Below are 22,497 nucleotides of genomic sequence, written 5' to 3' on the forward strand. Positions count from 1 at the left end.
TACGGTTCCCTCTCCCCTATACGATATGGTATTGCTTCGTATGCTGCTGCTCCAAGGCGGAGCCCACACTTACAATGCGTTCGATGACGCGCCCGATCTCCGCCGATGTGGCGGTCGGGTTCAGCAGCGTCAGCTTCAAGCAATCGTTCTGCTGCAGACGCGTTCGAGCGATGACCGCCTCCCCGCTGCGCAGCAGCTCCTCGCGAATATGGCGGTTGACCTCGCCGATGAGCTCATCCGAGTCCAGCTCGCCCCTATAGCGGAACACCACTGTGCTTAGCACAGGCTCGGCCAGCAGCTCGAGAGCGGGACTGCGGCGCACCTGCTCCGCCACGACCGACGCCAGCTCGATGACCGTATCGATCATGCATCCGAGCCGCTTCCGCCCTACGAGCTGCAGCGACATATACAGCTTCAGCGCATCGAACCGCCGAGTCGTCTGCAGCGACTTGCCGACCAAGTTCGGCACGCCATCCTCATCGTCGCGCTGCGGGTTCAAGTAATCGGCATGCAGTCGCACGTACCGATACATCGACCGCTCCCGTACGAGGAACGCCCCGCAGCTGATCGGCTGGAAGAACAGCTTGTGGAAATCGACCGCAATCGAATCCGAAGCCTCGATTCCGTCCAGCAGCGACGCATACTGATCGCTCAGCAGCACCGCTCCTCCGTACGCTGCGTCCGTATGCAGCCACAGTCTGTCTCTGCGGGCAATCGCAGCGAGCTCGGGAAGCGGATCGACCGCCCCCAGATCCGTCGTCCCTGCCGTCGCGACGATGGCGAAGGGCAGCAGCTCCAGCTCCCTCAGCTGCAGCAGCGCCTTCTCCAGCGCGTCGACGCGCATTCGTCCTCGCTCATCGCACGGAATCGTCATGACGCTCTCGTGCCCAAGTCCCAGCAGCGCCGCCGATTGCTTCACCGTGAAGTGCGCCGCCTCCGAGCATAGCACGCGCAGTCGTGACGCCTCGGGAGGGAGGCCCCGCTGCTGGATGCTCCAGCCCCAGCGGTCCTCAGCGTAATGATCGCGGGCGAGCAGCAGTCCCATCAGATTGGACTGGGTGCCGCCGCTTGTGAACACGCCGTCGCTGCCGCCCTCGGGCAGGCTGAATAAGCTGCACAGCCAGCGGACCACCTCCTGCTCCACCATCGTCGCCGACATGCTCTGATCCCATGAATCCATCGAAGCATTCGTTCCAGTAATGAGCAGCTCGGCAGCCAGCGACGCTTGCAGCGGAGGGCAATGCAGATGCGCCATGCAGAGCGGATGCGTCACCACAGCGCTATGCTGAAGCAGCAGCTCACCGAGACGGGGCAGCAGCTCCGCAGCGTTCCCCTCCTCCTCCGGGCACACCGGATAGCGACGCACCCCGTCTCGCAGCGATAGCGGGTCCGCACCACTGTACGGCTTGTCTGCGCTGGCGAAGTGCTGGATCAACACCTCGACCGACTCGTGCATGAGCTGCCGATACGTGCGCTGACTCTCCTCCTTGCCTGTCAAAAAATCGTTCTCATACGCATACTCGGTCATACGCCGCTTACCGCCCCTTCCACCGATCCGCATGCCTGCTCGGCCGCCAGCACTGCCTCATGGAACAGCTCGCCGATTCGGTCGATCTGCGCCTCCTCAACGATGAGCGGCGGCAAAAACCGCACGACGCTTCCATGTCGCCCGCCTAGCTCCAAAATGAGCCCTCGGTCGAAGCACTGCTTCTGTACCTCTCTGGCAAGCTGCGCATGCGCAGGGAAGCTGCCGAGCGGATCGGGAGCGTACGCAGCGTTCACAATCTCCGCCCCGACCATCAGCCCGCGTCCGCGCACTTCACCGATGCTGCGGCACGAGGTGCGTGTCTGCTCCAGATGGCGCATCAGACGAAGCCCCATACGCTCGGCATGCTGCGCCAGTCCTTGCTCGCGGATGAAGCGCATCGTCGCCGTGCCCGCTGCCATCGCCAGCTGATTGCCTCGGAACGTCCCAGCATGTGCGCCAGGCTCCCATTGGTCCAGCTCCTCGCGGTATACGACGACCGATAGCGGCAGGCTGCCGCCCACAGCCTTGGAGATGACGACGATGTCCGGCACAATACCGGCATGCTCGAAGGCGAACATGCGCCCCGTGCGGCCAAGACCCGTCTGCACCTCATCGGCGATCAGCGGAATGCCGCGCTCGCTCGTCATCTGCCGTAGCGCCCTTGTCCATTCATCCGGCGCAGGAATGACGCCGCCCTCACCTTGGACGAGCTCCAGAATGACTCCCGCAGGAGGCAAGACACCGCTCTCCGGATCGTCGAGCAAATTGTGAATATATCGAGTGCCTACCTCTGCCCCCATCGACCCACCTAGTCCGAACGGACAACGATAGGAGTACGGATACGGTAAAAATTGCACATTCGGCACCAGCGTGCCAACGTGCCGCTTCGGCTGCAGATTGCCCATTAGGCTGAGCGCCCCCGCCGTCATGCCGTGATAGCCCCCTTGGAAGGAGAACATTCCCGAGCGACCCGTTGCCGTCTTCGCCAGCTTCATCGCCGCCTCCACGCCGTCTGCGCCCGTCGGTCCGCAGAACTGAATGCGCCCCTTGCGAGCCAGCTCCTCCGGCAAGTGGCTGAACAGCTCATCGACGAACCGCTCCTTCACCGGAGTCGTCAGGTCGAGCGTATGAAGCGGCAGCTCCGCGCGAAGCGTCTGTTCGATCGCCTCGATGACGACCGGATGATTGTGACCAAGAGCCAGCGTCCCTGCACCGGCCAAGCAATCGATATATACCTTGCCGTCCGCATCCTTCACCTGCAGCCCCTTCGCCTCGACGAGCGCAAGCGGCAGCTTGCGCGGATACGATCTTGCATTCGATTCCCGCATACGTTGGCTTTCCAAATACGCTGCATTTCCCATCAATTTGAGCCCCCCATTTGGAAATTAATGACACCACGCCTTGATGGAGCCCATTTTAAATGATAATCATTATCAATGCAACACTTTTTATTAAATATAAAATTGTGGTTAAGTATAGAAAAAATATGTTGACAACGATTCTCATTCTCAAGTAAAGTAAAGAGAATAACTTAACAAACGGACTACGCAAGGCTCTGTGCTCCCGCCTGATCAAATAGCCAGACTCAGCTCCACATGACAGCGACTGTCCCTCCCAGCCGCCGTCGACGGAAGTGGCACTCCCAGTCAGCGGACTACTGGCGCATGGAGCAACCCGCACCTGCTGGCCGTCGATCCATTGCTGCGGGTGAACTGGTCGTCAGCCGCAGCTGCCCCTTACAGATCCCGTCACAGCTAGGTGCGACGTCGTTTAACGTGCATACTCGCACAGCTCGCGCAACTATCGCTTGCTTTTCACTCCGAGATCGCATATAATTAACTTCGCTGTCACTTTTGGAAGCTTGATTGGCTTTATGTGAAAGCAGCACGCGCCCGTGGTCCAATGGATATGACGTAGGCCTCCGGAGCCTGAGATTAAGGTTCGATTCCTTACGGGCGCGCCACTATACTTACTACCAACAATCAGTCCTCTGCTCGGAAGACTGATTTTTTTTGCGTTCGAGTTTGACCTTTCTTGACCTTTGGTTGAGATTCCGTTATTATGGTTATAGTTTTAATATCAAAGGAGGGTGCAGCACAATGAGCTTTATTCCTATGGTTGTTGAACCGGATGCAAGAGGAGAACGCGCCTACGATATTTACTCGCGACTTCTGAAGGACCGGATCATTTTTCTCGGAAGCCCGATTAACGACGTTGTCGCCAATTCGATCATTGCGCAGATGCTGTTCTTAGCTGCCCAAGATCCGGATAAAGAAATTAGTCTGTACATCAACAGCCCCGGTGGCTCTATCACCTCCGGCATGGCGATCTATGACACGATGCAATTCATCAAGCCGGACGTCTCGACGATCTGCGTCGGTATGGCCGCTTCGATGGGCGCCTTCCTGCTGTCTGCAGGCGCGAAGGGCAAGCGCTACGCGCTGCCGAACAGCGAGGTCATGATCCATCAGCCGCTCGGCGGCGCAGAAGGTCAAGCGAGTGACATCGAGATTCGCGCGAAGCGCATTCTGAAGATGCGTGATAAGCTGAATACGATTCTCGCAGAGCGTACAGGTCAATCGTTCGAGACGATCGAGAAGGATACGGACCGCGACAATTTCATGTCTGCTGAGGAAGCAATGAAGTACGGCTTGATCGACAAGGTTATTGAGAAGATTTAAGACGTTCCTGCAGTCCGATTAGACGAACAGCCCCGATACAAGCGCGCTTATGCGTGCCGCTATCGGGGCTGTTGCTTATCAGTCGTAAGCCGAAGAAGCCTCCGTCTGCATCATGCTGACAGAGGCTTCTCACACCATATGCTGTTAAGGCGCCCGCTCATCGAGCGGGTAGAAGATAATGTCGATCGGGAACGCCGACCCCGCCGGCGGGCTGAACTCGATATCGAGCGACTCCTCTGTTCCGGTCGTGCGCGCAATAATTTGCAGGCCGTCGAACGCCGTCATAATGCCCGACTCTGGCACAAGTCGCATTTCACCGTTAATTTTGAACGGACCCTTGAATACGCCGCCTCTTGGCAGCACCAGCACCGCCAGCTTACGAGGCTTCACCGCATGAATTTTGTAGATGACACCGTAGTTGCCATCATTGAACACCGGCGTGCCGCGCAGCGGGTCGAAGCCCGGCTGGAACGGATCGAGCTTGCCGTCGCCGATCACGAGCCTTGACGGCTTCGTGAAGCTCGTCGCGTCGATGTTCCAGGTTACCTCCGATACTGGGAATGTACCTCTCACATGTCCGTTGAACGCCAGTCGCGGAAGCTCGAGCGACTCTGTAGACAGCTCCTTATCCACCACGAACGTGAATTGAACCTCGCCGTCCGTCTCCACATCATAGAACAGGTTCACGCCCTGATTCGGATAAAATTCCGGCATCTGCTTATAGATGAACGTCTGCTTAGGAGGAATCGTGATCTTCTCGTTCAACGGGTCTCCGAGCAGGAAGTCGACCGTCGCCTCATTGCCAATTAGATTGGCATAGACGGATGGCCATACTTCACCCTTATTCGTCGTCTTGACGGTAACCGGCTTACTCGTATTGTTCGTTACGAGAATACCGAGCTCCACCATCTCGTTCATGCCGTTCACATGATCGGCATACAGTCTTCCTTTGCCGTTCATCGTATCCTCATACAGCACGCCAAGCTCGGTGAACGTCTCCGGGCTGTCGCTGACGAGCAGCCTGCGAGACGTATCCTCGCTTACCTGCTTCGACAGCATGGGTAGCTCGTGGAAGTTGCCCCACAGAATCGACCAGTTCGTCTTCATGAACGAACCGATCGGCTTCATATAGATCGGATATTCGACCTCGCTCAAGTACGGCTCCTTACTGATCACCACATAGCGCGTGTACGGCTCACTCTTGTTCCCGTGTCGATCCTCGACCGTCAGCGTAATCGGGTACGTGCCCGGCGTGAAGAATACTTCCGCCTTGCCGGTCCACTTATAATTAATGGTCCCCTCCGCGTCCGGGTCGTAGCTCAAGTCGATATACTTGATCGGCTCTCCCAGTCGGTACACCGGCTTGCCGAAGGCGAACTTGGCCACCGGCTTGGAGTTATCTTGGTCAGGGTTATAGATGCCCTTCGGCGCTTGCACGTGTAGCACCTCAACGCGTCTCAACTCGTCGTTGTAGGTATACTTGGCGTTCATGTAATCGGCCAGCCACGTCAGCTTAATCATCAGACGACCATTGACGATTGCAGCAGCCTCATCGAAATGCACCCAGTAGCCGCCGATCCAGATCGACTTATTATCGACATCGATTAAGATTTGCGCTCTTGGCGTCTCCATCTCGATCATACGGCTCTCCTCGTTCCACTCGACCTTCATACCGAACGCATCGCCGAGGAACTTGGCCGGAACGAACATCTTATCCTTAATAATCGTTGCAGGCGCATCGAGCTTCACCTGCTCCCCGTTCAAGAATGCCGCATCCTTGTTCAAGTACAGCAGCACATGCGTCGTCCCAGCAGAAGGCGGCCGCTCTTCCTTATCCGCTGCCGCCGCACCCGTGAAGCCGAATGTGGTCAGTAGCAAGCACAGCACGAGCAATAGCGATAGTTCATTTTTTCTCTGTAGCATGCTTCTCTCTTCTCCTCTTTAGTTCCGTTTTCAGGATACCAATAACTGCACCATTTTAGACGCTCGATCCATGATAAAGGTTTCTCTCTGCTGTAAAAATATAGTGGGCAGTGTAAAAAGAAAAGAGCTGCCTGCAGGCAGCTCCCGTCATCGTCGATCCTTATTTAAGAAGCATGCAACCTTAACCTTAACGCCCGCACTTGGAGCAGCAGCTCATACGGCTGATGCAAACGCATACACACCATCCTGCACGCAACCGCAATCCACGAGCTCTCGTGGACTGCCGCATGCTCGCATTCTCGAGGTGAAGGTTCCTTATGTGATGGTGGTGAAGCTTCCGTAAGCGGAAGCTTACCGTTCCTTACTGATTCTCCAGCTCCTCTTTGCTGACCAAAGCGACTAAAGCGTTTACAGCCTGCTCAGCATCCGATCCCTCTGCACTAATATGGACTTCAGTCCCTGTGCTGATCGCCAAGCTCATGATTCCCATGATGCTTTTGGCATTCACCTTCTTCTCGTCCTTCTCCACAAAGATTTCGGAAGAAAACTTGTTGGCTTCCTGAACGAAAAGTGCCGCCGGTCTGGCATGAAGGCCTGTTTTCAACTTGACGACTACTGGGCGTCTCGACATGCAACCAATACCCCCTACTTTTAATAGCTGATGCTTTTATTATTTCAGTTGGTGACAGAATCGCTAGCATAAAGCAAAAAAATTGCGATTTTTCATCTAGTATATCATTTTCCGTTGCATTGCACTAGAAAATTTGAAAAAATCCACAAAAAATCTAAACTTCAAAGTAATTTCGCTTATTTTCGAAGCTTTTCAGCCAATTCATCGATTTTCCTTAACCGATGGTTAACTCCAGACTTACTCACCTTCCCCTTCAGCAGGTCTCCGACCTCCTTCAGGTTCATATCCGGATGCATGAGGCGAATTTCCGCCACCTCGCGCAGCTTATCCGGAAGCTTATCGAGCCCGATCTCCTTCTGCAGCAGTCGGATGTTGTCAATTTGCCGGACAGCAGCGCCGATCGTCTTGTTCAAGTTGGCCGTTTCGCAATTGACAAGCCGATTGACGGAATTACGCATGTCCTTCATGATCCGAACATCCTCGAACCGCAGCAGCGCCTGATGTGCGCCGATCAGACTCAGAAATTCGATGATCTTCTCGCCCTCTTTAATATACAGCACGAAGCCCTTCTTCCGCTCAATACAGCGCGCGTTCAAGTCGAACTCGTTCGCAAGCTTACAGAGCGCCTTACAGTGCTCTTCGTACATCGAGTATATTTCCAGATGGTACGATGAGCCCTCCGGATTGTTAACCGAGCCTCCGGCGAGGAAGGCTCCACGCAAGTACGCCCGCTTGCAGCAGCTTCGCTTGATCAGCGCAGCCTCAATGCCCGGCGTGAACAGGAATCCCTCGGAGACGATCTGCAGCTCCTTGAGTATATCCTGTACCTGCGTTGGCACACGAACGATGTAGACGTTGTTTTTTTTGAGCCGCATCTTTTTACGGACGAGCAGCTCCGTATGCACGCGGAACGTTTTTTTCAGCAGCGAATAAATTCTTCGAGCAATCGCAGCATTTTCTGTTGAAATGTCCAGCACAATCTTTTGGCTTGTCAGCTGCACGGACCCGTTCATGCGAATAAGCGAAGCTAATTCGGCGCGCTCGCAGCAGCTCTCCGACTCAAGCAGCGTCAGCTCCTTCTTCGTTACAGCGGCGAAGGACATGAATCTCACCTCTTCTTGAACATCCAGCTCTCCACCAATTGATAAATATGCTGGCTTAGCTTTTCGGCGTCATGCCGTAAATACGTCCGAAACAGCACGAACCGGTCCGCAATGACCTTGTACCCGTGCCGCTCCACCTCATCCCGATCAAGCTCGACGGGCCTTGCGCCCTGCTCTGCGTACTTGACAAGCACCTGCTCCGGAATTTCACTGTTATTGACGATGACATAATCGAACAAGTCTTCGCCAATATGATTGCGAATCGCCTTCAGGTGATCGCTCACCTTGTAATCATCGGTCTCGCCAGGCTGTGTCATGACGTTGCAGACGTACATCTTAAGTGATGTCGACTCGACGATCGCTTCGGTAATCTCCGGTACGAGCAGATTGGGCAATATGCTCGTGTACAAGCTCCCCGGACCTACAAGAATCGCGTCGGCCTTCCGAATCGCCTCCAGCGCCTCGGGCAGGGCGCGCGCATCGCTAGGCTCGATGGACACTCGTTTGATGACACCGCGAGCCTTCGGAATTTTGGACTCGCCCTCGACGTGGGAGCCGTCCTCCATATCCGCATGCAGCACGAGCGCCTGATCGGAGGAGGGCAGCACCCGTCCTCTAACCGCAAGCACCCGGCTCAGCTCCCGCACACCCGTTACGAAATCACCGGTAATATCCCTCATAGCCGCCAGCATTAGGTTACCCAAGCTGTGGCCTGCCAATCCGTTCCCCTTGTCAAACCGATATTCCAGAAGCTTCCCTAATAGCGGCTCCACATCGGCAAGCGCCGTAAGCACGTTCCGGATATCGCCAGGAGGAATAATTTCGAACTCCGAACGCAGTCTGCCAGAGCTTCCGCCGTCATCGGCCACTGTCACAATCGCGGTGATGTCGATCGGCTTCTGCTTCAAGCCGCGGAGCATAACGGACAGCCCGGTTCCCCCGCCGATGACTACGATTCGGGGCTGATACGCCGCATCGCCTTCCGCGTCTAGGCTCATCGCTTCACCTCAATGCGGTCCCGTTCGGAATCCCGATGATTCACACGGACGACCTCAGTCTCGCTGCTGCCCATCACTTTGCCCAAGTATTCAGCTATGGCCACTGACCGGTGCTTACCGCCCGTACAGCCGATGCCGACGACAATCTGGCTCTTGCCTTCCTTCTTATATTGGGGCACCAGAAAGTGCAGCATATCGAGCAGCTTAGTCAGAAACTCCTGCGTTTCATTCCACTTCATCACATAGTCGTACACTTCGCTGTCCTGTCCCGTATTCGGCCGCAGATGATCGATATAATGCGGATTCGGCAAAAAACGAACATCGAAGATGAGATCCGCGTCAATCGGAATGCCATACTTGAAGCCGAACGAGATGACGTTGATCGAGATGCTGCCGCTCTCCAGCGTCGAAAATCTCGAGGCGATCTTCTCCTTCAGCTGAGCGGGCTTCAAGCTGCTCGTATCGATGACCTGCGTCGCGAGCCCCTTCAGCTCCTCCAGCAGCTTGCGCTCCTGCTGAATGCCCTCGAGCGGTGCGCCCGTCGGAGCGAGCGGATGCTTGCGCCGACTCTCCTTGTAGCGCTGTACCAGCACGGCATCGGTCGACTCCAGGAACAGAATTTCATTCGTAATTGTATAATTCTCGTTCAAGTACCGAAGCGATGAGGAAAGTGTATTGAAAAACTCGCGCCCGCGCAAATCGATGACCAGCGCGACCTTGCCGATGCGTCCCTTCGACTGCTCAATGAGCTCCGCAAATTTCGGGATGAGCACCGGCGGTAAATTATCCACGCAAAAGTAGCCGAGATCCTCTAAGCTCTGTACCGCGATCGTCTTACCGGCGCCGGACATCCCGGTAATGATGACCAGCTTGCCAATACTTTGCAGCTCATCCATGGGAATCAGCACTCCTTTCGTATGGTATTCGAATCGTTATGCCTTGTGGTCAGGCACGCAGGCTCAGTCCAGCCGCACCGACAATACCTGCATCGTTGCCCAGAATGGCCGGTACGATGTCCACGCCTTCCTTCACCGTCTCCTGCGCATGCTCGATGTAATATTTACGTATCGCATCGAACAATATATCTCCAGCCTTAGACACGCCGCCGCCTACGATAAAGCGCTGTGGATTCAGCACAACCGAGATAAGCGCCATCGACTTGCCGATATACAGCGCCGCTCGGTTAATGATGCGGAGCGCCGTCTCGTCGCCGGTCTTCGCCGCATCGAAGACGTCCTTCGCCATGATGTTCTCGACAAGCGCCAGTGACGTATGCTCCCCGCGCGCAACCGCTTCCTTGGCCATCCGAATAATGCCTGTAGCTGACGACACCGTCTCGAGACATCCCTTCTTGCCGCAGCCGCAATCGATCGCCTCAAGGTCCGGTACGATCACCATATGCCCCAGCTCGCCAGCCATGCCGTTGAAGCCTTCATAAATATGACCACGGATAATAACACCACCGCCCACACCCGTTCCGAGCGTATAGCACACCAAGTTGTTAATACCCTTGCCTGCACCTGCCCATGCTTCGCCAAGCGCGGCAACGTTCGCATCGTTATTGATCTTGACCGGCTTACCCAGCTTCTCCTCCAAGATCCTTCTGACCGGTACATCCCGCCAGCCCAGATTCGGCGCCAGCTTCATAACGCCCTCTTCCATGTCCATGAAGCCTGCAAAACCGGCTCCGATGCCAGCTACCTGCTCCCATGTGTATGCAGATTCCTCGACAAGCTTGCGTGCATATTGCGCAATATTTTCGAGGACGACATCCGCTCCGTGCTCCGTTCCCGTTGGCCCCTCGTAAGTTTGCAGCAGATTGCCCTGCTCATCGCACAAACCGAGCTTAATCGTTGTACCTCCAAGATCGACTCCTAAGTATACTTTACCGCTCATCGTTGGCTTCACCTCATTAATTAACAATCGCATCCATAACATACTTATCGTTCGTCGGCTTGCACTCCTGTTCCAACTATAAGACAACCTATACGACAGGTCAAGACAAGACAATAGGAAAAAGCGTGAAACAATACTGTTCCACGCTTGCTATAAAGCGGTTCTTTAGAGCGACTTGCTCCAATCGTGCACCATATGCCCCTCAAGAAACTTCTCACAGTCAAGAGCCGCCATACAGCCGCTGCCTGCTGCAGTAATCGCTTGACGGTACTTGCTATCCTGCACGTCTCCGCAAGTGAATACACCTTCGACATTCGTCATCGACGTCCCCGGCTTCACCATAATGTAGCCGATCTCGTCGGTTGCGACCTGTCCTGCAAGGAACTCGGTATTCGGCTTATGACCGATCGCAACGAAGATGCCGTCCGTCTCGATCAGCTCCTCCTCACCGGTCTCGTTGTTCTTCACCTTCAGACCGGTTACGCCCTTATCACCGGCGACCACCTCAAGCGGTGTCCGGTTCAAGCTCCAGGCGACCTTCTCGTTCTCGCGGGCGCGGTCCTGCATAATTTTCGAGGCGCGCAGCTCGCTGCGGCGATGGACGAGCGTCACCTGAGTGGCGAAGCGCGTTAAGAAGTTCGCTTCCTCCATCGCCGAGTCGCCACCGCCGACGACAATAATCTTTTTGCCGCGGAAGAAGAAGCCGTCACACGTTGCGCATGTGCTCACGCCGCGTCCGATATTCTCCTTCTCGTTCGTAATACCGAGCAGCTTCGCCGATGCTCCGGTCGAGATAATGAGCGACTCCGCCTCCAGATCGCCGATCCCTTCGACATTCAGCTTGAACGGACGCTTGGACAGATCCACCTTATTGACCCAGCCCGTCTTGAACTCGGCTCCGAAGCGCTCCGCCTGCTTACGCATGTTCGTCATGAGCTCAGGCCCCATAATGCCCTCAGGAAAGCCCGGGAAGTTCTCCACCTCGGTCGTCGTCGTCAGCTGTCCGCCCGGCTCCGGCCCCTCGATAACGAGTGGACTCAGATTCGCTCGCGCCAAATATATAGCTGCCGTAAGACCGGCAGGTCCCGTGCCGATTACGATCGATTTGTACATATGCTCATGCACTCCTTTCCATCCTGCTTAATCCATTACATCGTATTATGAAGTAGAATCCATCCCAGGTAACTTGCGGAATATCGAGTCCATCTTCTCGAGCAGGCCGCATACCGCATCGATCGACTTGGCATTCTTGCTTACCGTAACAGCGGACACGCCATACCGATTGGCCAGCTCCTGGAACGATAACGTGCGGCGGTGCATGCGGGCTATCCAATATTCGAGTGCAGCGGCCCAGCCCTCTACCTTCGTAATCTTCGGCACCTCGGGGAACACGCGGGTCAAGTACTCGACCCATAGCGTCTGCAGGTCGTACTGCTGCACCATATCGTAGCGGCGTGCCATGTGACGCAGTGCCACCTCCATGACGGTCTGCCATTTCGGATCCCACACTGGCAGGTTGGGCGAATGCGGCGAAGGGGCAACCGTCGTACGGCATCCCTCCAGCACCGCCTGCAGCGGCCTCTGAACACCTAGACTTCGCAGCACGAAGATCGCGACCTTCTTGAGATAGTCGTCCTCATCAGGCAGTGCGATGAACTCGCTCAGCACATCCTTCACTTCCTCGTCGGCAAGGAGCGCGAACGCTTGAATCACTTGAAGCTTCGTGTTGCTGTCCCCGTGTCGCAGCGCCCAGAAGAAGGAAGCGCGAACGAGAGGATCCTTCTTCAGCTGCTCGGGCAGTCCGTTCTCCGATCTGCTCTTATCAATCGTGCGCAGCTGCTCCTCGAACGGGAGCTGGTAATGGTAGCTCACTTGCGCAACGCCGTCTGCGGCAGACGGATCTGACATGTCCTTGTGCTCGTGAGTCTGTCCGACAATATTCAAGTAAAACTTCGGAATCTCCGAGCCAGGGTCCAGCTTCTGCACTTGTCTCCACAGCTTCTCCGCATCGTGCAGCCGACCTGTATTATATGCGGCCACTGCGGCATAATGATGCAGGCAAGGGTCATCCGTCGCCTCTCCGCCCTTTAGGAGTCGCTTGAACAAGCGGTACGCCTGCTCATGCTCACTTAAGATACCCATCGTCGTAGCGAGTTTAAACACATGATCCTGATGAAACGGGTACGTCTTGCGCAGCAGCTCCAGCAGCTCGGACAGCTCGTTCTTATCTCCGAAGTGCTGGTAGAAGATCGCAAGGTTGCACAATGCGTGCAAATTGCCTGGCTCCAGCTCCAGCACCTGCTTAATCATCGCAACCGACTTCTCGAACAATCCCATGTAATAGTAAGCCAGTGCCAAATTGTTACGAGCCGCTATGAACTCCGGATGCGTGCGAATCAGCTTCTCCAGCAGCCTCACTGCCTCAGAGAATTTCCCCTCCTCCAGCAAGCTTCTCGCTTGATCATGCTCGAACAAGCCTTCACGGCTCTTAATCGTAGACAGCTTCGTCGGACGATCCAGCTCCAAGCGCAAAAGCTCCATCATTTCTTCCGATTCTTCTAAGAACTGCCCGTTCGGATCATTCTCCAAGTAGTGGACGATCGCCTTCTCGGCTGACTCGTATTTCTCCATGTTGGCAAAATTGTTCGCCATATAGAAGTAGCATTCCGTCATGGTCGGATCGATGCGATCAAGCACATGCTGCAGAATGACATTAGATTCCTCATAATTACCCATTTCAGACAACAGTCCGGCCAGGTTGCAATGATTAACCGGGTTTTCTGGCTCATATTCAGCTGCGCGGCGAAAATATTTCAATGCCTTATCGTAATGAAAACGGTCCAGGGACTGAACGGCTTTCTCGAAAAAGAACGTGGCATCCCTTTTCATCGGTACGACATTGGTTGCGGGTTTGGGTAACACACGTTTTTTATTCTCCACGTCTATAAGGCACCTCCCTGAAACCTATTGATACCTCAGTATAACACAGGTAGGCCTCAAACCGTAAGGTTTGAGGCCTGATTCGATAGCGGAGCTGCACGCAGCAGCCGATTCAATCAACAAGTTACTTACACGCCGCCGTACTTGAACAACGAGCTGAGAGAGCCGCCGGACATGATGATATTAATCGCATCGGACAACAGATGAGCAACGGACAATACCTGGAACTTCTCGGAATGTCCGTCCGGAATCGCGATCGAATCCGTAATGACGACCTCCTTGATGTTCGGGTGATCCAGACGCTGCAGCGCAGGGCCCGAGAACACCGGGTGCGTCGCACAGACGTACGCATCGTTGGCACCGCGCTCCTTCAGACTCTCGACGACGTTAACAATCGTCGTTCCCGTATCGATCAAGTCCTCGATAATGATCGGCGTCATCCCTTCGACGTCACCGATCACATGCGTAATGACCGATTCGTTGTGTGCCGGTCTCTTCTTGATCATCATAGCGAACGGCGTATCGAGAATGTTCGCCATCTTCTCCGCAGTCGTCGCGCGACCTGCATCCGGAGACACGATGATCGCATTCGGAAGATTCAACCGCTTGATGTAATCGCTGACGAGATCAAGCGCTGTAAGATGATCCACCGGTATATTGAAGAAGCCTTGAATCGCCGGGGCATGCAGGTCGATGGTAATAACGCGGTCTGCGCCGGCTGCCGTCAGCAGGTCAGCGACCAGCTTCGCCGAGATCGGCTCACGCGGCGCTGCCTTCCGCTCTTGGCGGGAGTAACCATAGTATGGAACGACAAGATTGATCGTTCTCGCCGAAGCGCGCTTCGCCGCATCCATCATGACTAGAAGCTCCATGAAGTTCTCATTAATCGGATCCGAGAACGTCTGTACGAGGAATACGTCGCAGTTACGAATGCTCTCTTCGAAGAGACAGTAGATTTCCCCGCTCTTGAATCGGGAAAGCTTAATCTGGCCTAGCGGCACCTCAAGCTCCTTACAAATGCGCTCCGCCAGCTTCGGGTTGGACGAACCCGAAAAAATCTTCATTTTGTCGCTGTACATGGTTACCTCCGCTTTCTAAAGGGTACATAGGTTGATTCATTTCGACATGCTCCGACTACTTATGACAAGGATTGCTCGTTAGCTATAGCTTTACATAAAATTAAAACATTCATTACAACCTTATTATACATGAAATGAATCGATTCCAATAGGCACCATCGTACGATTACGCGCTTTAAATGTGGCTAATTCGTTAAATCCGACAGCTTTCAACATATCGACAGCCTGATCCAAATATTGCGACAACCGCTCCGGCTGGTGCGCATCCGAGCCGATCGTCACCGGAATACCGAGCTCCAGCGCATATTCGAGCATCCGGCGACTCGGGAACATCTCGTTCACCGGCATCCGCAAGCCCGACGCGTTCAGCTCAATCGCCATATCGGCGGCCTTCACCGCCTCAAGCGCGCGACGCTCTAGCTGCTGCACATCGCAGTCCGGCTTGAAGCCGAAGCGCTTGATGACATCGATGTGACCGATATAGTCGTACAAGCCGGTACGACACGCCTTCTCGACAGCGTCGTAATATTGCTCGTACACCGCGTAAGCGTCCCGCTCCTTCCAGCCGTCCGTCTGGCGGTAGTCCGTAATGTCCCACTCGCCGAGGAAATGAACGGAGCCGATGACGTAATCCCACGGGTAAGCGCGGATGATCCGCTCAATCTCCGTCTCCCAGCCCTCGATATAATCGCCCTCCAGACCGACGCGGATGTCAATCTGATCCTTGTACTTCTGCTGCAGACGGAACGCCTCCTCCACATAGTGCGGAAGCTCCTCCATCGGCATCGCCATGCCGGGCAAGTAGGTAGCCGGGTCTACATGGAGCAAGGGCATGTGATCGGACAGCCCCAGCTGGGTCAGCCCAATCTCAATGCCCCTTAATACGTACTCCTCCAGCTCACCCGACGCATGCCCGCAGCGCACATGGTGCGTGTGGTAATCGATTCGCATCGTTGAACGTTCCCTCCTGAAATAACAAGCCCCGAGCCGATCGGATCGTATCGGATCATGTTACTTATTTATTATGACGGCGGTCCAGCTCCTGCATAATGTCATCGAGCGGCACCTGCTGCTCCCGCAGCAGCACGAGCAGGTGGAACAGCAGATCGCTCGCCTCGTACCTTAGCTCCTCGCGGCTGCGATTCTTCGCTGCGATGATGACCTCGCCCGCTTCCTCGCCGACCTTCTTCAAAATCTTGTCGACGCCCTTCTCGAACAAGTACGTCGTATACGCACCCTCTGGACGCTCGGCATCACGCTGTGCAATCGTCGCCTCGAGCTTGTTAAGGATCTCGAAGCGGTCCTGTCCTGACGCCGCTCCTGCAGTAGCCTGCTGGCCTTCGGCCTTGTCCTGCCACACGCCAAGCGCAGGCTCGTTATAGAAGCAGCTGTACTGGCCCGTATGACAGGCCGGTCCTGCCTGCTCCACCTGCACGAGCAGCGTGTCGCCGTCGCAGTCGTACTTCAGCGAGCGCACCTTCTGAATGTGCCCGCTCGTCGCGCCCTTATGCCACAGCTCGCTGCGCGAGCGGCTCCAGAACCACGTCTGGCCACTCTCCAGCGTCTTGCCGAGCGACTCCTCGTTCATATAGGCCAGCATGAGCACTTCCTTGCTGACCGCATCCTGCACGATGGCCGGCACGAGACCATGCGCATCCCAGCGAATCGCAGCATTCAGCTCCTGCAAGCTTGCCGCCGCACCGCGTTGTTCACTCATCGCACTTCCACACCTTTCGCTCTGAGGTCGCTCTTGACCTCTTCAATCGTCATTTCTTTATAGTGAAAAATCGTCGCAGCCAGTCCCGCATCCGCCTTCGCCTCCGCGAACACGTCATGGAAGTGCTCCTTCTTCCCCGCACCGCCCGAAGCGATGACCGGAATCGAGACGAGCTCCGATACCGCCTTCGTCAGCGGCAGGTCGAAGCCGTCCTTCGTGCCGTCCGCATCCATGCTCGTGAGCAGAATCTCGCCTGCGCCAAGACGCTCGATCTCCCGTACCCACTCCAGCGCCTTCATGCCAGTTCCGTTCCGTCCGCCGTGGGTGAACACCTCCCACTCGCCCCACTCCGCATTGAACCGCGCATCCACCGCGACAACGATACATTGCGAGCCGAAGCGGCGAGCGCCGTCAGCGACGAGCTGCGGATTGCGCACAGCGGCCGTATTGATACCGATCTTATCTGCGCCTGCGCGCAGCAGCCGCTTCATATCGTCCACGCTGGCGATACCTCCGCCGACCGTGAACGGGATCGTAATCTGCTCCGCGGTCTTCTGTACGACCTCGATCATCGTCGCCCGTCCTTCATGCGACGCTGAGATGTCGAGGAAGACGAGCTCATCAGCGCCCTCGCGATCATAGATCGAGGCCAGCTCGACCGGATCTCCTGCATCACGCAGGTTGACGAAGTTCACGCCCTTCACCACCCGGCCATCCTTCACATCCAGACAAGGGATAATGCGCTTAGTCAGCATACGCGTCCCCTCCTTTACCGTTCATAATCCATCCATGCTTATACTACAGCCGTATCCTCCGAGCTCTACACCAATGCCTGCGCCTCGATCAGCTTAATGCTTCCCGTATACAGCGCCTTGCCGACGATCGCACCGCCGACGCCTTCAGACACATGCTCGGCGAGACGCTGCAGATCCGAATATTGGCTGACGCCGCCGGATGCAATGACCTCTTGACCGGATACCTTCGCGAGCGCAACGATTGCCTCCACGTTCGGACCCTCCATCATGCCGTCACGGGAGATGTCCGTGAAGATGAACGTACGCGCACCCTCCGCCGCCAGCTCAACCGCAAGGTCGGTCGCCTTCACCTGACTCGTCTCGAGCCAGCCGCGCGTCGCTACGAAGCCGTCACGCGCATCAAGACCGATCGCGATCTTCTCGCCGTGCTTCTTCAGCACGCTGCGTACGAAGTCGCGGTCCTCAATCGCCGCCGTGCCCAGAATGAGCCGCGACACGCCGAGCGACAGCACGTAGTCGACATCAGCCTGCGTCCGAATGCCGCCGCCGACCTGCACGGGCACCTGCACCGCCTGCGCGATGCTAGCGATCAGCTGATCGTTCACCGGCTTGCCTGCCTTCGCTCCGTCCAGATCGACCAGATGAATCCACTTCGCACCCTGCTCCGCCCAAGCCTTCGCGACCTCGAGCGGGTTCTCGTTATATACCGTTTCCTGATTATAATCGCCCTGGATCAGACGCACGCACTTGCCGCCGCGAATGTCGATCGCCGGATATATCGTGAATGAAGACATGAGCTCGACTCCTCCAATAATGTAAGATCAATTGAACCGTACCTGCTTAGACGACCTTCTTGCTCGCACACATCGATAAGAAATTATCGAGCAGCTGCATGCCGACCGCCCCGCTCTTCTCCGGGTGGAACTGCATGCCGTATACGTTCCCGCGTCCGACAATTGCCGTCACGGATTGGTAATAATCCGTGACCGCGAGCAGATCGTTCTCCCGCTCCGGCTTCACATGGTACGAGTGCACGAAGTAGACGTGCCCCTCCTCCAGTCCACGGAACAGCGGGCTCTGCTGACAGAATGACAGCTTATTCCAGCCCATATGCGGCACCTTGTAGTCGCCCTGGAAGCGCACGACCTCACCCGGCAGCAGGCCGAGCCCCTCATGCGTGCCGTGCTCCTCGCTGCGGTCGAACAGCATCTGCATGCCGAGGCAAATGCCGAGCAGCGGCTTGCCGCTTGCAGCGAACGCCTTCGTCGCGTCGATCAGCTTCGACTCGCGAAGATGCTCCATCGCGTCGCCGAACGCCCCGACGCCCGGCAAGATCGCGCCGTCCGCCTCGATCAGCTCACGCTCGTCCGACGTAATGATCGCCTCGTACCCGAGACGCTCGACCGCCGAGCGAACGCTGTGCAGGTTCCCCATGCCATAGTCGATGATCGCGATCATGGCTACAGAACCCCTTTCGTCGACGGCACGCCCTGTACGCGAGGATCGATGCTCGTCGCTTCATCGAGCGCACGTCCGAGCGCCTTGAATACAGCCTCCACCATATGATGCGTATTATGTCCGTAATGGACGATGACGTGCAGCGTAATACGCGCCTCGAGCGCGAATTTCCACAGAAACTCATGCACGAGCTCTGTCGTGAAGCTGCCGACCGTCTGCGACGGATATTGCGCCCGATACTCCAGATGCGGACGATTGCTCACGTCGATAATGACCTGCGCCAGCGCCTCATCCATCGGGATGAACACGTTCGCGTACCGCTTGATGCCCTTCTTGTCGCCGAGCGCCTCGCGCAGCGTCTGTCCGAGACAGATGCCGATATCCTCGACCGTATGATGATCGTCGATCTCCACATCGCCTCGCGCATCTACCTTCAGGTCGAAGTGACCGTGCTTCGTGAACAGATCGAGCATATGGTTGAAGAACGGCACATCCGTCTCCAGCTCCGATATACCCGTACCGTCGATGTTGAATGCCAGCTTAATGTCCGTCTCGTTCGTACGTCGCGCTACCTCGGCCGTACGGCCGACGCGCAGCTCTTGTCCTTGCTCAGCCACGGGAATCGCCTTCCTTCTCCAGTCGTATTTGGATCGCGCGCGCGTGCGCCTCCAGTCCTTCATGACGCGCCAGCGCCATAATCGCCTCGCCATCGCGCAGCAGCGCTTCCTTGCTATATGAGATCACACTTGACTTTTTCATAAAATGATCCACGTTCAGCGGCGAAGAAAATCTCGCTGTCCCGTTCGTCGGCAGCACGTGGTTCGGTCCTGCGTAATAGTCGCCGACCGGCTCCGAGCTGTACGGCCCGAGGAAGATCGCACCCGCATTCTCAATGCGGCTTAAGTATTGGAATGGCTCCCGCACGATGACCTCAAGATGCTCGGGAGCGAGCTGGTTAATGACATCGATGCCTTCCTCCAAGCTGTCTACGGTCAATATCGCCCCGTAGTCGCGCACCGACGCCTCGGCAATGTCACGACGCGGCAGCTCAGCCAGCTGGCGCTCCACCTCCGCCTTCACCGCCTCGCCAAGCGCAGCCGACGGTGTCACAAGAATGGCCGACGCCATCTCATCGTGCTCCGCCTGCGACAGCAGATCAGCCGCCACGTAGCCGGGATCGGCCGAATCGTCGGCAAGCACGACAATCTCGCTCGGACCGGCGATACTGTCGATATCGACAACGCCGAACACGTATCGCTTCGCCAACGCGACGTAGATGTTGCCCGGGCCGACGATCTTGTCGGCCGGCTGGATCGATTCCGTGCCGTACGCGAGCGCGGCTACGGCCTGAGCGCCGCCGACGCGATAAATCTCGCGTACGCCTGCCTCTGCCGCCGCAACGAGAATGTGCGGGTTAATGCCCGCCTGACCCGCCGTCGATGGCGGCGTCACCATCACGATCTCCGGCACGCCCGCCACCTGCGCTGGGATCGCATTCATTAGCACGGACGACGGGTACGCCGCCTTGCCGCCCGGTACGTATAGGCCGACGCGGCGCAGCGGCCGCATCACTTGGCCGAGAATCGTGCCGTCCGGCTGCAGATCCATCCACGACGAGCGCAGCTGCTTCTCGTGGAAGCGGCGAATGTTCGCCGCCGCTCCGCGCAGCGCCGTCACGAACGCTTCGTCGACCTGCGCGTAAGCTGCCTCGATCTCCTGCTCCGTCACGCGCAGCTCGTCAATCTCGACGCGATCGAACTGCTTCGCAAGTCTGCGCAGCGCCGCATCGCCGTCGTTGCGCACCTCCTCGATGATGCGCTTGACGCTCTCATTTTGCTCCGGTGAGCCGTATTCAACCTCCCGCTTCAGCGAGAACTGGGATGCTGGCATCAGCTTCATCGTGCGCCGACCCCCTTCCCGACTGCAGCGATAACCGGCTGAAGCCGATCGCACAGCGACTGAATCGCCTCGTTCTTCATCCGATAGCTCACGCGATTGGCAATCAGACGGCTCGTAATCGAGAAGATAACCTCATGCTCCGCCAGTCCATTCTCTCGAATCGTACCGCCGGTCTCGACCATATCGACGATCCGATCCGCCAGCCCGATAAGCGGCGCCAGTTCGATGGAGCCATTCAGCTTAATGACCTCCACCTGCTGCCCCTGCTCGCGAAAATATTGCGAAGCCACGTTCGGATACTTCGTCGCCACGCGCGGATTCAGCACCGGCTTCCAATCGGGCAGCCCGATGACCGACATCCGGCAGCGCGCAATGCCGAGATCAAGCAGCTCATAGACGTCGCGGTTCTCCTCCATCAGCACGTCCTTGCCGACGACGCCGATATCGGCTACACCATATTCGACGTAGGTCGGCACGTCCACCGGCTTCGCCATTATGAACTCCATGTTCGCCTCAGGCACCGCGATGATCAGCTTACGGGATTCGTCCGTCTCCTCGGGAATCGTTAAGCCCGCCTCGCGAAACAGCTTCGACGCCTGTTTATAAATACGCCCCTTGGGCATCGCAACCTTCAATAACTCCTGCACCTGTATCGCCGCTCCTTTACTCCACCAACTCGATCACACTGTGATAGACGACGCCCTGCACCTGCACGGTCCCATCCGGTAGTTTCTCCACGGCTAGCCCCTGACCTTCGACGAGCAGCGTCTCTACAGACGCTTGCCCTTCAGCCCGCAGCACCATCGCACGGCTCAGCGCTTCATGGCGCTTACCCGCACTGTACGTAAGCAGCACCCGGCTCATCGTATCCTTAGCCGCGCCCTTGCTCAAGATCTCCAGCATCCGATTCGTCTTGAGCGCGAAGCCTGTAGCAGGCGCCGGACGACCGAACTGCGACAGCAGGTTGTCATACCGACCGCCGCTGCATACCGGGAAGCCGAGCTCAGCTGCATAGCCCTCGAACGTCATCCCCGTATAATAGGAGAAATCCCCGATCATCGTCAGGTCGATCAGCACATGCTCACTGACGCCGTACGCCTGCAGCACATCCCACATCTCGCATAGATGCGTAATGGCCGCGTGCGCCACCGGATCGTTCGTCAGCTGACGCGCCTGGCTGCAGATCTCCTGACCGCCGCGCAGCCGCAAGATACCCTCCAACTCACCGCGAATGTCATCGGGTAAGCCGAGCGACTTCAGCGCCTCTCTATAGCCGACGTAATCGCGGCTGAGCAGACAATCCTTCAAGAGGCTCTGCGCATCCAGACGATCGTGCAGCGTCTCCTGGAACAGACCGTTCAGGAAGCCGACGTGACCGAGCGCGATCTTGAACGACTGCACACCTGCTGCCTGGAGACAGGCGATCGCCAGCGCAATAATTTCCGCATCGGACTCACTGGACGCATCCCCGACAAGCTCCACGCCCGTCTGGAAAAACTCCGCATCCCGCCCCGCCTCCGCCTCAATCGCACGGAACACGTTCGAATGGTACGAAAGTCTGAGCGGGAACGGCTGGTCCTTCAGCAGCGATGACACGACTCGCGCGATTGGCGCCGTCATGTCCGAGCGCAGCACCAGCGTCGTCCCGTTGCGGTCCAGCAGCTTGAACAGCTTCTTATCCTCCGTCGAGCTGGCAGCTCCAACGGTATCGTAATATTCCAGCGTTGGGGTAATGATCTCGCGATAGCCCCAGCGCTCCATGCATTGCATCAGCTTGCTCTCGAGACTACGCAGCTGTGCTGCCGCCTCCGGCAAATAATCTTTTACGCCTGTCGGTTTTTCAAATACTTTCGGTTTGGACACTCGTCTTCACCTGCTATTATAAGATG

21 protein-coding genes and 1 tRNA gene are annotated in these 22,497 nt (G+C 56.6%); 2 read left to right on the forward strand and 20 right to left on the reverse strand.

Going from position 1 to position 22,497, the window contains the following annotated elements; translation table 11 throughout:
• Window positions 1-16: 16 nt before the first annotated feature.
• Both PAE68_RS22535 and PAE68_RS22540 read right to left on the reverse strand, forming a co-directional pair.
• Window positions 17-1,561 (reverse strand): pyridoxal phosphate-dependent decarboxylase family protein, encoded by a 1,545-nt coding sequence (locus tag PAE68_RS22535; protein ID WP_281890748.1) that lies wholly within the window; start codon window positions 1,559-1,561, stop codon window positions 17-19.
• The gene (locus PAE68_RS22540; protein WP_281890750.1) at window positions 1,525-2,889 is read right to left on the reverse strand and encodes a diaminobutyrate--2-oxoglutarate transaminase; all 1,365 of its coding nucleotides are present in this window, start codon (window positions 2,887-2,889) and stop codon (window positions 1,525-1,527) included. The genes PAE68_RS22535 and PAE68_RS22540 overlap by 37 nt, the downstream gene beginning before the upstream one ends.
• A 527-nt stretch (window positions 2,890-3,416) precedes the next feature.
• On the opposite strand from PAE68_RS22540, the gene PAE68_RS22545 reads away from it, so the two are divergent.
• Window positions 3,417-3,491: transfer RNA gene (locus PAE68_RS22545), tRNA-Arg, on the forward strand.
• 136 nt (window positions 3,492-3,627) lie between these two features.
• Window positions 3,628-4,209: an ATP-dependent Clp endopeptidase proteolytic subunit ClpP gene (gene clpP, locus PAE68_RS22550; protein ID WP_281890751.1), complete on the forward strand. Its 582-nt coding sequence runs from the start codon at window positions 3,628-3,630 to the stop codon at window positions 4,207-4,209.
• A gap of 144 nt (window positions 4,210-4,353) precedes the next feature.
• On the opposite strand, the gene PAE68_RS22555 is transcribed toward clpP, so the two are convergent.
• The 18 genes from PAE68_RS22555 to PAE68_RS22640 all read right to left on the reverse strand — a co-directional run bounded on the left by PAE68_RS22555 (window position 4,354) and on the right by PAE68_RS22640 (window position 22,471).
• Window positions 4,354-6,132, reverse strand: coding sequence for a copper amine oxidase N-terminal domain-containing protein (locus PAE68_RS22555; RefSeq protein WP_281890754.1), 1,779 nt, complete (start codon window positions 6,130-6,132; stop codon window positions 4,354-4,356).
• A 361-nt stretch (window positions 6,133-6,493) separates the two neighbouring features.
• Window positions 6,494-6,763 carry an HPr family phosphocarrier protein gene (locus tag PAE68_RS22560; protein WP_054819201.1) on the reverse strand — a complete coding sequence of 90 codons (270 nt, stop codon included), beginning with the start codon at window positions 6,761-6,763 and terminating at the stop codon, window positions 6,494-6,496.
• Between the two features lie 176 nt (window positions 6,764-6,939).
• Window positions 6,940-7,866, reverse strand: coding sequence for a DNA-binding protein WhiA (gene whiA, locus PAE68_RS22565; RefSeq protein ID WP_281890759.1), 927 nt, complete (start codon window positions 7,864-7,866; stop codon window positions 6,940-6,942).
• Window positions 7,867-7,871: 5 nt separating this feature from the next.
• The gene (locus tag PAE68_RS22570; RefSeq protein ID WP_281890761.1) at window positions 7,872-8,864 is read right to left on the reverse strand and encodes a gluconeogenesis factor YvcK family protein; all 993 of its coding nucleotides are present in this window, start codon (window positions 8,862-8,864) and stop codon (window positions 7,872-7,874) included.
• The gene (gene rapZ / locus PAE68_RS22575; protein ID WP_281890763.1) at window positions 8,861-9,760 is read right to left on the reverse strand and encodes an RNase adapter RapZ; all 900 of its coding nucleotides are present in this window, start codon (window positions 9,758-9,760) and stop codon (window positions 8,861-8,863) included. The genes PAE68_RS22570 and rapZ overlap by 4 nt, the downstream gene beginning before the upstream one ends.
• A gap of 49 nt (window positions 9,761-9,809) precedes the next feature.
• Window positions 9,810-10,760, reverse strand: a complete 951-nt coding sequence (locus PAE68_RS22580; RefSeq protein WP_281890764.1) for an ROK family glucokinase — start codon at window positions 10,758-10,760, stop codon at window positions 9,810-9,812.
• Window positions 10,761-10,925: 165 nt separating this feature from the next.
• Entirely contained in the window at window positions 10,926-11,873 is a 948-nt protein-coding gene (gene trxB, locus PAE68_RS22585) for a thioredoxin-disulfide reductase (RefSeq protein ID WP_281890765.1), read from the reverse strand.
• A gap of 45 nt (window positions 11,874-11,918) precedes the next feature.
• Window positions 11,919-13,700 (reverse strand): tetratricopeptide repeat protein, encoded by a 1,782-nt coding sequence (locus PAE68_RS22590; RefSeq protein WP_281890767.1) that lies wholly within the window; start codon window positions 13,698-13,700, stop codon window positions 11,919-11,921.
• Window positions 13,701-13,828: 128 nt separating this feature from the next.
• A complete protein-coding gene (locus tag PAE68_RS22595; protein WP_281890769.1) occupies window positions 13,829-14,779 on the reverse strand; it encodes a ribose-phosphate diphosphokinase in 951 nt (316 codons plus the stop codon).
• A 123-nt stretch (window positions 14,780-14,902) separates the two neighbouring features.
• Window positions 14,903-15,730: a histidinol-phosphatase HisJ gene (gene hisJ, locus PAE68_RS22600; protein WP_281890771.1), complete on the reverse strand. Its 828-nt coding sequence runs from the start codon at window positions 15,728-15,730 to the stop codon at window positions 14,903-14,905.
• A 64-nt stretch (window positions 15,731-15,794) separates the two neighbouring features.
• On the reverse strand, window positions 15,795-16,496 hold the full coding sequence (hisIE, locus tag PAE68_RS22605; protein ID WP_281890773.1) for a bifunctional phosphoribosyl-AMP cyclohydrolase/phosphoribosyl-ATP diphosphatase HisIE: 702 nt from the start codon (window positions 16,494-16,496) through the stop codon (window positions 15,795-15,797).
• On the reverse strand, window positions 16,493-17,251 hold the full coding sequence (gene hisF / locus PAE68_RS22610; RefSeq protein WP_281890774.1) for an imidazole glycerol phosphate synthase subunit HisF: 759 nt from the start codon (window positions 17,249-17,251) through the stop codon (window positions 16,493-16,495). Before hisF ends, hisIE begins: the two co-directional genes overlap by 4 nt.
• A 65-nt stretch (window positions 17,252-17,316) precedes the next feature.
• Entirely contained in the window at window positions 17,317-18,045 is a 729-nt protein-coding gene (gene hisA / locus PAE68_RS22615; protein WP_281890777.1) for a 1-(5-phosphoribosyl)-5-[(5-phosphoribosylamino)methylideneamino]imidazole-4-carboxamide isomerase, read from the reverse strand.
• Window positions 18,046-18,091: 46 nt separating this feature from the next.
• Window positions 18,092-18,709, reverse strand: a complete 618-nt coding sequence (gene hisH, locus PAE68_RS22620; RefSeq protein WP_281890780.1) for an imidazole glycerol phosphate synthase subunit HisH — start codon at window positions 18,707-18,709, stop codon at window positions 18,092-18,094.
• Window positions 18,710-18,711: 2 nt separating this feature from the next.
• Window positions 18,712-19,326, reverse strand: a complete 615-nt coding sequence (hisB, locus tag PAE68_RS22625) for an imidazoleglycerol-phosphate dehydratase HisB (RefSeq protein ID WP_281890784.1) — start codon at window positions 19,324-19,326, stop codon at window positions 18,712-18,714.
• Complete coding sequence (gene hisD / locus PAE68_RS22630; RefSeq protein WP_281890788.1) at window positions 19,319-20,608, reverse strand: histidinol dehydrogenase; 1,290 nt, start codon at window positions 20,606-20,608, stop codon at window positions 19,319-19,321. The genes hisB and hisD overlap by 8 nt, the downstream gene beginning before the upstream one ends.
• Window positions 20,605-21,255, reverse strand: coding sequence for an ATP phosphoribosyltransferase (hisG, locus tag PAE68_RS22635; protein ID WP_281890792.1), 651 nt, complete (start codon window positions 21,253-21,255; stop codon window positions 20,605-20,607). The genes hisD and hisG overlap by 4 nt, the downstream gene beginning before the upstream one ends.
• A 16-nt stretch (window positions 21,256-21,271) precedes the next feature.
• A complete protein-coding gene (locus PAE68_RS22640; RefSeq protein WP_281890794.1) occupies window positions 21,272-22,471 on the reverse strand; it encodes an ATP phosphoribosyltransferase regulatory subunit in 1,200 nt (399 codons plus the stop codon).
• Window positions 22,472-22,497 lie beyond the last annotated feature (26 nt).

It is taken from the genome of Paenibacillus sp. YYML68, assembly GCF_027923405.1.
In the GTDB taxonomy this organism is placed as follows: Bacteria; Bacillota; Bacilli; order Paenibacillales; family NBRC-103111; genus Paenibacillus_G.